Raw genomic sequence first — 13,736 nt, 5'->3', positions numbered from 1 at the left:
AGGCTCCGCTCGCACGTCGGCTATCGCTCCATACAACACCGATCTCCTCCTGATCACGTGGCCTCCCGTCGTCACCCGCGCCTGCCTTGCCACAACCGCCATCTTAGGTCATACTATCGGTGAGGGCAGGACGTCCTCTGATCAAGCCACCCAGGGAGGGCGATGATGCGGTCGACATCAGGAAGGATCACTGGCTTTCTCGAATGCTGTGCATTAGTGGAACAGCGTGTGCAAGCCGTGGCCAAGCAGGAACATCTTGATCCTGACGACCCAGCCTCAGCAGCTCGCATCCGTGAACTCGCCCGCTCGGAGATGGAGCACCTCACGCCCGGTATCGACCTTCACAGTCAAGCGTCTATCGCAGAACAGGTTGCCGATTATGTCACCCGAAGCATGCTCGGCGCTGGTCCGCTCCAACCACTCCTTCAGGATCCGCACCTTGAGGAGATTATGATCAATGGGCCGCAAGAGATCTTTGTCATCCGCTCAGGCGCTGGTCATCTGCGTTACCCAGAGGGCTTCTACCACGACGCACACCTACGCCGGATTATCGAGCGTCTCGCCGCTCAGTCGCTTGGCAGCAGCCGAGCACTAGACCCCTCCGAAGGGATCCAGGACATCAGCCTCCCTGACGGCTCTCGCCTCCATCTGGTACACCCAGAGCTCTCTGCGACAGGGCACATGCTGATCAATCTTCGCCGGGTCTCGCGTCGAAGCGACCAGGGCGACCGACAACCGCTCCATCAACTACTCGTTCGGGCGATGGACGAAGGTGCAACCGTCGTGATAGCCGGGTTACCAGGCTCGGGCAAGACGACCCTAGCACGACTCCTCCTCGCTCAAGTGGACCCGCGAAGCCGCATTGTCGTCGCCGAAGAGGTCGCCGAGACCGGAGTTGCGCTGGCCAATGTTGCTCATCTGCAGACACGGCGAGCTCGCCGGGGCACCACTGCAATCGACCTACGAACACTGGTTACGGCATTTTTGCGCATGGCACCATCCATCGCCGTCGTCGGGGAGATCCGCGATAAGGAGGCGTTGCCCTTTCTCCTCACCATCACCAGCGGCATTCCCGGAGTCACCACGATCCATGCACGTGATGCCCGAGGTGCGCTGACTCGGTTACGGCTGCTCTCAGAGCTCAACGGCACCGGTATTGGGAGCTCCTCGATGAGCCAGTTGATCGCTGACGGCGTCGACATCGTCGTCTACCAAGCAAAGATAGGGGAACACTTCACCATCACACAGCTCGCCCTGGTCGAAGACATCACGAGCGGAAGCGGACAGACCAACTTCGTCACCATCGATCTTGACATCGCGAATGGGGTGCTGATGACTCCCATTCCTCAACACGCCCGAATTCTTCAGCGCTACCCGGCACTTCGCCAGCCCATGACGGCGGTACCGATCGGAGAACTGGCATGATTGGAGATCTCTGTTCGCTCATCGTGATCGGCGCGGTAGTGGCAGAGTTACTACGCAACCGGCGCCCACGAGCGGAGGGTGGTCTACGCTTGCAGCAAGCAATACCCGTACTGCTAATGGTTTCGGTCATCGCGCTGGTACTCTCACCCATCATCGGTCTGCTCGCAGGTCTCGCAGCTCTCACGATCGTCATCGTCGATACCTCGCACAGCTCTGAAAAGCTCGCCTTTGCGCTCAGTGGTGCCTGGGCGCTTGTTCTCGACGAGACTGCCACCAGGATATCGAGTCTTGGTGATCCGCTGCCGAGCGCCTTCTTTGGGGCCGCGCACACACTTCCAGGAAACCTTGTGGACTACGTCGATGAGGGTGCAAAGATCTACCAACTCACCGGTGATTTCCAAGGAGCGCTTGGGCCGCTTAGCGCGCGACTCCCCTTCGGAAGCTCTACTGAGACGCTGAAAATTTTGGCAAGCCTCACCAGTCTCTCTACTGCCGAAGCTCAGACCGCCCTCGGGGTGCTTGCCGAGCGCCATCGGGAAGACCACAACCTCACCTTGGAGCTCCAAGCGAAACTCTCAGGCGCGAAGCTGGCGCGAGCCTTCGTCGTAGCCGTCCCGCTCTTCCTCTTACTCATCGGTATCATCATTGGCGGTGGCGTCGCCGCCTATCTCACTCCACTCGGTCTGACCATGGGCACCATCGCGCTGATCATCATCACGCTGTGTTGGCTCTGGGCTGACCATTATCTCACACCGTTGGAGCGTTCGCGTACCAGCACCCGACGCCAATCCCCCCTTTTCTGGCTCCTGGCTTGGTCGCAACCATGATCGCTCGGTTGATCACACTGCTGGTGGTCGCAGCATTGATCGCAATCGCTGTTCGCCTCAGCAGACATACCTCGACGACCCGACAGCATGAGCGACTCCTTCGCCACCTCCGACCGGCCAGAGAGCGCCAACAACCGAAGAGGGCCTTGCTGGGCAGCCTCACCCACAGCATCGATCGAGAACTCGCAATCCTCCTTGCTGACCAATCCCTCACTCGTTTCCTTCTGACCATCACGACCAATGCCACCGCGGTCACGGCGCTCATCGTCGTCATCCTCACGATCATCGAGCCGACCGTATCCGCCGTGGTACTCGCCATCCCCCTCTGGCTGCTACTCGTTGGAGTGCAGCGACTCTTACTGTTAGGTGCGGCGCAGCAGACCAAGGAGGCGCTCCGCGGCGACCTGCCCTTGCTTCTCAGTGAGATCCAGGCATCCCTCGAGAGAGGTCACTCCCTAACCACCACGCTCATCATCGTCGCACGCACGACGCAGACCGCATGGTCAAATCACCTGGTGCGGGCATCCACCGCACTGACCAGAGGCGAGCCGATCTCCCGAGTACTCAACGAACTCGCCGACGCGCTTGGGGATCCCGAGGCCAGCCGTGCCTTTACCCTTTTGGCCCTCTCCAACCAACATCAGGTCGCGCAACAACTCGTTGGCCAACTCCTCACTAAGGCGAAACTTGACCATCACCATCGACTGATCGCCATCGCCGGCAAAAGGGAGCAGTTGATTTGGATCCCTGTCGCGCTCGCGACACTTATTCCTGGCGTCCTGCTCGTCATCGTCCCACTGATCAGCTCCTTGAAGCTGCTCGCCTTGCGTTGAAGTTGCTCGTCCTGGAACACAGAGTGTCGCTATCGCGTCGGGTGCCTCTGCGAGGGGCACTCGACCGATCCAAACTCCGCATCACCGCTCGGTGGATCATTGTCTGTCTGGCACATCCCCTGTCCTGATGGGATAGGTCCCGATGGGATAGGTCCCGATGGGCTAGCCAACAACGCGCGATCGCGCAGCGGACAGGCAACGGATCCTCGCCGAGGTCATTGGGTGAACGACTAGCTGGCGATGGCAGTGATCTACTTCTGGCGTTAGGCTATCTCTATTGTGCGACAAAGGGGGCAGGCGTGGGCATCGATCAATCCTATCTCGACTACTCCAGCCGTGACGATCGGTTGAGTGGTGGAGCGCGACAAATACCGATCACCACCCAGGTGGGGTCCTTCAACGTTTGGACGAAACGGATCGGCAACAACCCCAGACTGAAGGTCCTCCTCCTCCATGGCGGGCCTGGGGCAAATCATGCCTATTTCGAGGCCATGGATAGCTATCTCCCCGCGGAGGGTGTTGAATACTACTACTATGACCAGCTCGGTTCGAGCTTTAGTGATAAACCTGACGATCCACTTCTCTGGGAGACAGAGCGTTTTGTTGACGAAGTCGAGCAGGTTCGTCAGGCTCTCAACCTTGACCACGACAACTTCGTGCTCCTTGGACACTCCTGGGGCGGCATACTCGCCATCGAATACGCCCTCGCACATCAAGAGCATCTTCGCGGGTTGGTGATCTCCAACATGATGGCGAGTGCGCCAGCCTACACCGCCTACGCAGAGCAGGTTTTGATGCCCCAAATGGATCAGACCGCCCTCGCCGAGATCAAAGCACTCGAAGCCAGCGGGGACATCAACAACCCACGCTACATGGAGCTCCTGATCCCCCACTTCTACGAGTATCACACCCTACGCATGCCAGCCGACCAATGGCCCGATCCGGTACAACGTGGATTCGATCAACTCAATCAGCAGATCTACGTCTCCATGCAGGGACCGAGTGAGTTGGGGATGAGTCCGGACGCCAAACTCGCCAACTGGGACCGCGTCAACGATCTCGCAACCATTACGGTACCCACGCTCGTCATCGGCGCTCGGTACGATACCATGGATCCATCGCACATGGAGATGATGGCGAACACCCTGCCCAACGGTCAGTATCTCTTCTGTCCGAACGGCAGTCACATGGCGTTGTATGACGACCAGGAGACCTACTTCGCCGGACTCCTGCAGTTTCTGCGTCACCTCCCTGGATAATCGCATCAACCACGATGAGGAGCATTGCCAGTGCGTTTGCGGCATCGCCGATGCATGAGCCTCGTTCGTGCGGCTAGGTACCATAATGAATTGACTCCGCTGGATCGCTAGGCGAGCTCACGCAACCAGCAACCTTTGGGGTGCCACGACCTACCGCCGCCCGATCTTCATGCCGGCTGTCGCGCACAAGCAGGTCTTCCTCGACGGGTGCCCTTCGAGCGACCTACCGACGCACTTGAGGCTGCTACCGCCCCTCGCGGCGAGACGTCCATCAACCTCATGGCTACCCCACGACTCGCAACCTCCACTTCCCACATCCGGGTGCCCCGGTACCATCTGACCGCCTCGGTGTCGGTTGTCCAACACTGCGCTGACCACGTCATCGACCACCTCGCCCTCACTGGTTGCCCAAACGTAGGGCCGCGAAGAAGCGCCACAACGTAGGCAGTTAAGCCCTGCCGCCCCTACCCCTACCCCCTTCCCCCATTTCACACCACCTGATCCCAGTGGTTCTCCGATCCCTACCACCCGCTACAACCGACACGAGTGCCCCCTCCGCAATGCCGCTCCTTGACGATCGGTAACTACTTGTCGCTCGGTAGCTACTTGTCGATCGGCGACACTGACAAACCGCTGATGAGTAGTCCGGGCATCGGCTACCAAGCCCAATGGGTACAAGCGCCTACACAAAGACACCCATTACTGATCCGCAAAGGACAGATTTGTGAAGCTATTCTCATCCCAGAGCTTCCCCCATGCCGGTTTCTCGTCCCCGTGCACACAAAGGGTGGCGGATCCACCACCCACTTGACAATAACTTTTGTCCAGCAGCCATCACGCTATAGCAAGAATCCGATCTACCCAATTAGTCCACCTCGACGCCACCATATCCACCCGAGAAAACTCGCCATGATGCCTTGACAGATCAAACCGAGTTATCTAGGATAGAGGGAATCCAAGGAAGGAGAATTCAATGCCGACATGGAAGTTGGCGCGAGTATCGTCGACCGTTCATTACACGGTTACTCGGTGCATCGTGGCCCTCACACTGATCGCAACCGACCTATGGGGGTTTATGGGCACCCAACTCGGCTACGCAAGCGATGAGACAGGCGAAGGGGTCATTTCAACCGCCATCGTAGTAATGATCATGGCGTTCCTCGCCGTGGGGCTCTGGGTCGCGTTCAAGCTCATCATGTCCAATGCGACGAGCTCGATCTCGACCCAGGTCTCACAAATTGGCCAATGAGTAGGCAACTACTACCACTAGCAGGGCTTCGAAGACCGAAGGTTCCCAGAAGCCCTGACACCCTAGACAATAGTGCGATCAGGCAACCGCAAGGGTTTCAACGTGGTAGGATCCGATCGATCCCCTTCACTGCTAGCGCGCCAGGCGACACCATAGTCGATGGTGTGCCGACAAGCACGGTTCCTAGATCGATTTCCCCGATACAAGGGAGTAGCGGCTCATCGCTAGTAACGACACTCGTTGCCGGGACCGTGGGCATCATTCTTCTCATCCTTGCCGTCCAGGCCACGACCGCAATTATCGAATGGGTGCAGCTCAATGCGCTCGCTAACCGCACAGCAATACTGGCTGCGAGTAATCTATCTCAAGGCGTCACGGTCGCCGTCGATAGCGCTCAAAACTCACTTACCTCATCCGGGCTATTGGGCTCACACGACTCAGATATTCACTGGTCCATCAATGGGCAAACCGTGACGCTTACCCTCCAGCGATCCATCCCACTTCTGACTGGATCGACCGCTCTCTCTGCTCGCGCCACCGCGCTGGTCAACTAGCCGACAGGATGAGACCATTGGTCATACCAGCCGAACGGGATCAGGTGAGCACCGGAGGATTCATCGATCTCGTCACCCTCCTCTTCGTCAGCGTCATCGTGCTCCTGGTGCTCATCCCCTTCCTTATCGGCACGATTCGAATCGTCAGCCTCAAACAACAGCTCGACCAACGCGCATGGAATCTGCTGCGGGTCGCTACGCTCACGGGAACCCTACCACCATCGACGGTTCGCGTCCAGGGTGCAATGGTCAACGTCGCCTTGCGCGGTGCGCTGCAGGGTTGCCAGACAGACAGACTCATTCTCTCAACAACGCTCACCCTGCCAGGGCTTGCGCTGTTAGGGACAACGATTGCAACGTATCACGTCATCGGTTCGGCAACGATTGCCACTGGTGCCTATCGCACGCCAGACCAGTTGGGATTCAACTGTGCACCCTTCACACAGGGAAACTAACCGTCGAGCCGCCGACAGCGGCTCAGCGCTGATTTTGGTGCCGCTCATCGCATTGGTGGTCGTCATTCTCATGACCCTCGCCATCAACGCCACCGCGCTCTATCTGGCGCAGCACCAGCTCACCGAGGTGGCTGAGGCCTGTGCCATCCAAGGCACCCGCGCCCTCGATCCGGTCTCCTACTACTCAGAAGGGGTCCTCGCTCTTGCCCCATCGGCCGCTCAAGGAGACGTCATGGCCTGCGTAGCGCACGAGAGTACGCGGCTCACCCATGTCGCTGTCTCCTTCCCCACACCACTGAGCATTACCATCACGCTTACCCAGCAACAACAGACACCCCTTCTCAATCTCGTCGGTATCGATCATGACTCGCTCAGCGCATCGGCAACAGCAATCGCCCTAGCAAGTCCTCTTCAGCGCGGGGCGTTCACCAGCGGCAGAACCAGCTATCACTGAGGTCTTGACTCATCGATCCCGCCAACCCAGCACCCCGGAGGTCTCAAAGTGAGGTGCAACGACCGGCTAGGGTATTCAAGGTGATGCCAACTCAACTCGTACCCGTCGATGCACACCTCTCCTCCGATCAACGCCAACTCCTGATCGCTCGATCGCTTGGCTTAGCTCTGGGTCTGACGACACGTGGACCGCTCGCTAGCCTAGAACTCAGTCAACCTTCGCTTGCCCCCGTGATTGAGCGCGAGGCGAATGACGTACGGTATGTCATCGCAAATCGACGAATACTCCTCGACGGGGCGACCAACTTCCGCGACGCTGGTGGTCGACAAGGCTCCGGCGGTGCCTTGGTCGACTGGCGCACCCACTACCGCTCTGAGAACCTGGCCAGGCTCTCCACACATGATTGGGAGAGCATCGAACGTCTTGGCATTGACCTGATCATCGATCTTCGCCACGCAGACGAGTCTGACCTTGCACCGTCGAAGGCACCCGGTCACATCACCATCGTGCAGATCCCAATCGTTGGCAACCTCGCGGGTCATATAGATGCCACGCGTGCACTCCTGGAGGGTCTAGTCGATCGAATCGACGATGTGGCGATGAAGGCGATGTATCTCGACCTCGTTGCTCAACACGAAAAAGATCTCATGACCGCCTTCGAGCTCTATCGCGACCACAACCAACCCGTCCTTGTGCACTGCACAGCCGGGAAGGATCGCACCGGTATCGTCGTGGCACTTTGGCAGCTCTCACAGGGCGTCAGCATGCGAGACATAATGGAGGACTATCGCCTCTCGTCCCTCTATCGGACGTTACCACGTTTCTTGACTCTTCGGCCAGATCTCCTCGCCGCCGATGTCGACCCACGCAACATCCACAGCTACCTTTCAACCCAGAACGCTTCGCTGGCGGCGGCCCTCGCGGCACTCGACTTGAACGAGTTTGGGTACCGCCAACGACACGGCGATTGGTGAAGCCAGGAACGCCCAGGGGCGTTCTCATCTGCTTTCCCGACGATAAGTGACCGTGTACCCACCACGCTTACGGGGGTATCAAGGGGCATGAAAGGCGGGATCGCCCGCCTTGATCGAGTCGACACATTTGGCGCAATTGCAACTCCCTGTAGCATTATTTGCGAGTGCAACGACTGGCACTTGTTCCCCCAAGCATCTCCTATCGGCTCGCCAACGTCCTGCTAGAGTGCGATATTTTCGATCGCCGACACCATGACGGCCACAGCGTCACGTGCCTAATTGACAAGGTCGTAACAAAGCACTACGCTTTGGTCAGCGACCACGGATGTCGCAGCAGAGAACGAGCAGCGTTCCAGACCGCTTCTAAGGGGGAAGAATGGCCGACGATGGCGCAACAATTGAGGCACTGTTTTCTGAGGGGCGAAAATTCGAGCCGCCAGCACATCTGCGAGAGACGGCAGCGATCAACTCGCCTGCAATCTATCGCGAAGGCGAGGACTACGAGACCTACTGGGCCAACCAAGCCGAACGAGTGTTGTGGAGGCGACGGTGGGACCGAGTGCTTGATTGGTCGAATCCTCCCTTCGCACGGTGGTTTGACGGAGCCACCCTCAACATCACCGAGAGCTGTCTCGACCGGCATGCGGCCGCGACCCCCGATAAGGTGGCCTACTACTTTGAGGGAGAGGAGGGTGACACCAGGACCCTCACCTATGCCGACCTCTTAGCTGAGGTATCTCGGCTTGCCAACGGGTTGAGTTCGCTTGGGGTCACCAAGGGTGATCGTGTGGCGATCTACATGGGCATGATCCCGGAATTTCCGATCGCATTACTCGCTTGTGCGCGACTCGGCGCGATTCATTCAGTCGTCTTTGGCGGCTTCTCTCCGGAGGCACTCGCCGATCGCATCAACGATGCTCAAGCCAAGGTGCTCATCACCTGTGATCAGTCTCGGCGCAAAGGCCAACTCGTTGAACTCAAGGCTTTTGCCGATCGGGCACTTGAGAACGCTCCATCAGTCGAGCATGTCGTCGTCGTCGAGCGTACCGGCAACGATGTCGCCATGCAAGAGGGCCGAGATATCACCTATCGGGCACTGACCGAGAGCCAGCCCTCGGTCCGCGAAGCGACCGAAACCTCAAGCGAGGACCCGCTCTACATCCTCTATACCTCCGGTACCACGGGACGCCCGAAGGGCATCCTCCACACCACTGGAGGGTATCTCGTCGGTGTAGCAACTACGCATGCGCAGGTCTTTGACCTTCGACCCGACGACGTCTACTGGTGCACTGCTGACATCGGATGGGTCACCGGCCATAGCTATATCGTCTATGGACCCTTGGCCAACGGAGCAACGAGCGTCCTCTATGAAGGGGTACCCGACTATCCGGACAAGGACCGCTACTGGGCGATCATCGAAAAGTACCGGGTAACCCAGCTCTACACCGCCCCTACCTCAATCCGTACCTTCATGAAGTGGGGAACGGAGTTCCCCGACCGCCACAATATGGAGTCATTACGCATCATCGGCACCGTCGGAGAACCCATCAACCCAGAGGCATGGATGTGGTACCGGCGGGTCATTGGCGGAGATCGATGCCCGGTCGTGGATACTTGGTGGCAGACAGAGACAGGCAATATGATGATCTCTCCCCTACCGGCTATCACCGCCGCAAAGCCTGGATCAGCTACGATCCCCCTGCCTGGAATAGGTGCTGACATCGTCAATGAAGAGGGGGACTCGGTCCCACTGGGTGGCGGAGGCTACCTCGTATTGACCCACCCGTGGCCCGCCATGGCTCGCACGATCTTCGGAGACCCTGAGCGATTTGTCGATACGTATTGGTCACGGTTTTCAAACCCGAGCGCGGGGGTTTGGCGCTACTTTGCTGGCGACGGAGCCAAGCGTGACGAGGATGGCTACTACTGGCTCCTCGGGCGCGTCGATGATGTCATGAACGTCTCCGGCCACCGGATCTCGACACTCGAGGTGGAATCCGCACTCGTCGATCATCCATCGGTTGCTGAAGCAGCAGTCATTGGACGCAACGATCCTATCACCGGGCAGGCGATTGCGGCCTTTGTCACCCTTCGATCGGGAATCGTTGGGAGCGAAGCCCTCATACTTGAGCTCCGCGATCATGTTGCAGACAAGATCGGGAAAATAGCGCGGCCAGCTTCCATCGTCTTTACCGATGAGCTGCCAAAGACCCGCTCAGGAAAAATCATGCGGCGACTGCTCCGCGACATCTCCGAGCAACGAAAACTCGGCGACGTCACCACACTCGCCAACGCCGATGTCGTGCAAGAGATCGCTGATCGAGCACAGTCGATGAAGGCCTCGACTGAGGAGTAGCACCTCATCATCAGTCTCACCGCGCCAGGGGATGGGGGATTGCAGATGAAGACAACAAATTCGACCAGGACATATTGGTACCTTGCGGGTCATGATTGACGAACCCGTAAGGGCAATCTGTCACAAGGGCTAAGCGCCCATCGCCAACACCGATGGGTCCAAACAGGGGGGAAATGGACGAGCTAGTTCCACACACGCTACGCCAACAGCAGAGACAAGGCTTTCAACCACAAGGCCTTCAACCGCAACGACAGCACTCAGGTTTGCCCGTCGATGTGCGATCCCAACGACGGAACGCACTGCCCCAGGCAACCGTCGCGGGAGGCCCAAGCGACAGGCCGACCAACGCTCGAGAACCAGCGACTGGGGGGTGCCTATCGCAGTAGCCTTCGAAGACCACAGAGTCAGGACCTACAAGAATCTGATCATCTACACCAAGTCATCGTTCCTGTCGTACAGGAACACGTAAGTACCTTCTCATAGAAGAAAGGAACGTACATGTCAGCTAAGGAAACCTATGCGGATCCCGGACATTGGGCGGTTACCGCATTCTCGGCCACTTCATTGATGCTGGGTATTATTAATGCCCATCTCATCAATGGAACAGCCGTCGGCATTATCATCCCAACAGCCTTCATCTTCGGTGGCATTGTCCAGATCATCGCCGCCATCATCGAAATTGCGCGTGGCAGCACCTTTGGGGCAGTGGCCTTTGGATCATATGGTCCATTTTGGATCATCGTCGGCCTCTATCTACAGTTCTACGCCAAGACCGTAGCTCCGGCAAGCGTCGGCACTGCCTTTGCGCTCTTCCTGTGGATGTTCGCGATCATCTCCCTCTATCTCTTTATCGCATCGCTCAAGACCGACGTCGTCCTCGCGATCATCCTCTTCCTACTGGTGGTCACCTTCGTGCTTCTTGCCCTCGGACAAGGAATGAACTCGACAAGCCTGACGGAAGCCGGCGGTTGGGCAACCATCATCTTCGCTGTCCTCGGCTTCTACCATGCAGCCTCCGGCACGATCGCTTCGACCTGGGGGAAGGTACTGCTACCAATTGGACCACTCACACCAAAACCGATGGTCCCACCAGATCAGGACCCACACCATGTGATGTCACCAGTAGATCGCTGATCTACCAACCGTCAACAGAGAGAGACCCTAACCCCTCTCCCTGGTCCAACCAGTGGCCGACGTCCTTCATGGATGTCGGCCACTGGCGTTTGCAAGAGAGACAGCGAACCACATCAGCGCCGGTTCCCGATCAGGTCCGGCTCCACCGCTGCCGGGAACTATCAGAGTGTTCAACTGGACAGCGAGCGCACCAGCGTGGCGATCAGCGGCTCAAAGGGACCGCCCTTGAGTATCTGGTAGAGACGAGACGCGGTCTCGTGCGCAGCAGCGCGATCCGGCTCCCTCAGGCACACCGCGAGCTCTTCAAGCAGGTCTGGCACTGCCTCATAGACGGGGAGTTGATTCAGGCGACGTATCGCAACAGCACCTTGGCCGAGACCGGCGAAATCACCCGCGATCGCACAGCGCAAGGACCGGTCAAGTGCACTGATCACCTCGCGCTGTCGTTGACCGTCCATCTCGACCCCCTTATCCCGAACCGACGCTACCCGCATCTCGTTCGCGGATACGTCATCACTGTCAACGTAGCATCACCGTCAACGTAGCATCAAGGTAGCAAAATGACATACTTTGGATCTCGCAGCTCAATCAATGTGACTAGGAGATCGCAAAACTGCTCCTCGCTGCTCCACCGGAGCCGGTCAAGCAACATCCCCGGATCATCGAGCGTGACGCCAACCGATCGCGATAGCGCCTCAAGATTCTCAAGATCATTCCGGTCGGCCTGACCCGTTAACAGACCGAGCACTACCGAGATCCGCTCAGCAGGCTGACATTCGCCACGACCTACCTCATCGAGCACACCTCCAAGAGCGAGGGCGGTCTTCTTCGAGATCCTCACACCCATGGGAGGATCCGTCGACTAACTCGAAACGCGGAGGCCTAGATCATCAAGGAAAGCGATCATATCCTCGAAGGACAGCCCAAGAACGGCACCGATGATTTTGAGATCATCGGAACGTACGGTCATCACGCGACCGTTGAAATCCTGCCGTGAGACCTGGATCATCGACAGATAACGGCTGATGAGATCGCGTTCAGGTCCAATCATCGACGAAAGCCTGGCAAGGTCGATCGTACACTTGACCGATCCAGTAACCCGTGACCGTGCCACACCGGCACTTATCTGTCGTTCAAGCCCTGCTAAATCAATACGGCTCTGATCATCAGTCAACGAGGCCACCCGGTCCCGATTGCTGAGTGCGAAGAATTCTCGACCAGCGAGTTCTGGTGGCAATAGTTGATCGACACCGACATGGTAGAACTCCGCGAGACGCTGTAGTCGCGGTACTGAAATTGACCGCTCACCACGTTCATAGGCCCCGAGAACAGACGCCTTAAACTCTTTTTCAGAGATCGCCTCGACTGCTTGCAGCGAGTAACGCTGCTGCTTGCGTACGGATCGCAACCGCTTCCCTACTTCGCGTGCGTAGTCTCGCTCCGCCTGATCCATTGACACTCCTCGCTCCATCCCACAGAGGTCACGCGTTTACTCCGTGTAGCCGTATACTACCAGGGTTTATCGCAAATACATACCAGTGATGCCCGTAATGTCGCCAAAAGTATCGAACCTGCTACTGCTGCCGTCTCAATCCGCAAAATCGGTAGCCCAAGACTCACTCTTGGTATGGAATCAGGTGCAACAATCGCACCTGATTCGGGCCCAACCACCAGCGTGGTCACCCCCTTGGGCAAGGGGCCTCCAGCGGGATCGAGAATCGCCACTCCTTGTCCTGCTCTGGCAAAGTACTCATGCGCTGGAATCGGAGGATCAATCGCTGGCAGCCACAGACGCTCCGACTGCTGGGCTGCTTCACGAGCCACGCGCTCGAGGCGTTCCAGATGCGCTGGCGACAACTGGGCACCACCGCGCCGATCATGGACATCCGAGAGTAGATGGATACGATCAATACCCGTTTCGGTCAGTTTTTGCACCGCCCACGACAGGCGCTCACTTGAGGGCAAGAACATGGCAATCCCAATGTCGGGTTCCTCGCGGGGAACAATCGAGATATCCGAGAGCGGAACCAATCGCGCGTGGTCCTGAATCGCCTCAATCGCCACTGCACGGAACCGGCCATGACCGTCTCCAGCAAACAGGTGATCACCGTTGCGCAGGCGACGCACCGACACAAGGTGATGAGCGAGCTGCCGCGAAACGACGAGAGTCGAAAGATCGTCAACAATGATAAAAGGGTGGAGGCGCTCCATCCTCC

Annotated in this window: 15 protein-coding genes; 11 read left to right on the top strand and 4 right to left on the bottom strand. The window is 58.1% G+C overall.

Features of this window, described 5'->3' with window-relative positions; genetic code table 11:
* The first annotated feature begins 165 nt into the window (after positions 1–165).
* The 11 genes from M7Q83_RS08375 to M7Q83_RS08325 all read left to right on the top strand — a co-directional run bounded on the left by M7Q83_RS08375 (position 166) and on the right by M7Q83_RS08325 (position 11,520).
* Positions 166–1,425: an ATPase, T2SS/T4P/T4SS family gene (locus tag M7Q83_RS08375; RefSeq protein ID WP_298337340.1), complete on the top strand. Its 1,260-nt coding sequence runs from the start codon at positions 166–168 to the stop codon at positions 1,423–1,425.
* Complete coding sequence (locus tag M7Q83_RS08370) at positions 1,422–2,252, top strand: hypothetical protein (RefSeq protein WP_298337337.1); 831 nt, start codon at positions 1,422–1,424, stop codon at positions 2,250–2,252. The genes M7Q83_RS08375 and M7Q83_RS08370 overlap by 4 nt, the downstream gene beginning before the upstream one ends.
* Positions 2,249–3,085, top strand: coding sequence for a hypothetical protein (locus M7Q83_RS08365; RefSeq protein ID WP_298337334.1), 837 nt, complete (start codon positions 2,249–2,251; stop codon positions 3,083–3,085). The genes M7Q83_RS08370 and M7Q83_RS08365 overlap by 4 nt, the downstream gene beginning before the upstream one ends.
* A gap of 299 nt (positions 3,086–3,384) precedes the next feature.
* A complete protein-coding gene (locus tag M7Q83_RS08360) occupies positions 3,385–4,344 on the top strand; it encodes a proline iminopeptidase-family hydrolase (RefSeq protein ID WP_298337331.1) in 960 nt (319 codons plus the stop codon).
* 973 nt (positions 4,345–5,317) lie between these two features.
* Positions 5,318–5,593 (top strand): hypothetical protein, encoded by a 276-nt coding sequence (locus M7Q83_RS08355; protein ID WP_298337329.1) that lies wholly within the window; start codon positions 5,318–5,320, stop codon positions 5,591–5,593.
* A 251-nt stretch (positions 5,594–5,844) separates the two neighbouring features.
* A complete protein-coding gene (locus M7Q83_RS08350) occupies positions 5,845–6,147 on the top strand; it encodes a hypothetical protein (protein WP_298337326.1) in 303 nt (100 codons plus the stop codon).
* 8 nt (positions 6,148–6,155) lie between these two features.
* Positions 6,156–6,602 (top strand): hypothetical protein, encoded by a 447-nt coding sequence (locus tag M7Q83_RS08345; RefSeq protein ID WP_298337323.1) that lies wholly within the window; start codon positions 6,156–6,158, stop codon positions 6,600–6,602.
* Positions 6,577–7,056, top strand: a complete 480-nt coding sequence (locus M7Q83_RS08340) for a pilus assembly protein TadG-related protein (protein WP_298337320.1) — start codon at positions 6,577–6,579, stop codon at positions 7,054–7,056. The genes M7Q83_RS08345 and M7Q83_RS08340 overlap by 26 nt, the downstream gene beginning before the upstream one ends.
* An 83-nt stretch (positions 7,057–7,139) precedes the next feature.
* A complete protein-coding gene (locus M7Q83_RS08335; RefSeq protein ID WP_298337422.1) occupies positions 7,140–8,030 on the top strand; it encodes a tyrosine-protein phosphatase in 891 nt (296 codons plus the stop codon).
* Positions 8,031–8,406: 376 nt separating this feature from the next.
* On the top strand, positions 8,407–10,386 hold the full coding sequence (acs, locus tag M7Q83_RS08330) for an acetate--CoA ligase (protein WP_298337317.1): 1,980 nt from the start codon (positions 8,407–8,409) through the stop codon (positions 10,384–10,386).
* A gap of 498 nt (positions 10,387–10,884) precedes the next feature.
* On the top strand, positions 10,885–11,520 hold the full coding sequence (locus tag M7Q83_RS08325; protein ID WP_298337314.1) for an acetate uptake transporter: 636 nt from the start codon (positions 10,885–10,887) through the stop codon (positions 11,518–11,520).
* Positions 11,521–11,690: 170 nt separating this feature from the next.
* Here M7Q83_RS08325 and M7Q83_RS08320 read toward each other — a convergent pair whose 3' ends face one another.
* From M7Q83_RS08320 to M7Q83_RS08305, 4 genes are all read right to left on the bottom strand, one after another.
* The gene (locus M7Q83_RS08320) at positions 11,691–11,978 is read right to left on the bottom strand and encodes a hypothetical protein (protein ID WP_298337311.1); all 288 of its coding nucleotides are present in this window, start codon (positions 11,976–11,978) and stop codon (positions 11,691–11,693) included.
* A gap of 89 nt (positions 11,979–12,067) precedes the next feature.
* Complete coding sequence (locus tag M7Q83_RS08315; RefSeq protein WP_298337308.1) at positions 12,068–12,367, bottom strand: hypothetical protein; 300 nt, start codon at positions 12,365–12,367, stop codon at positions 12,068–12,070.
* A 15-nt stretch (positions 12,368–12,382) separates the two neighbouring features.
* Entirely contained in the window at positions 12,383–12,973 is a 591-nt protein-coding gene (locus M7Q83_RS08310) for a transcriptional regulator (RefSeq protein WP_298337303.1), read from the bottom strand.
* Positions 12,974–13,029: 56 nt separating this feature from the next.
* A complete protein-coding gene (locus M7Q83_RS08305) occupies positions 13,030–13,731 on the bottom strand; it encodes an RsmE family RNA methyltransferase (RefSeq protein ID WP_298337300.1) in 702 nt (233 codons plus the stop codon).
* Positions 13,732–13,736: the final 5 nt, after the last annotated feature.

It is taken from the genome of Ferrimicrobium sp. (genome assembly GCF_027364955.1).
In the GTDB taxonomy this organism is placed as follows: domain Bacteria; phylum Actinomycetota; class Acidimicrobiia; order Acidimicrobiales; family Acidimicrobiaceae; genus Ferrimicrobium.
Note: the sequence above shows the minus strand (reverse complement) of the source record. Positions and strands in the feature narration are given on the sequence as shown.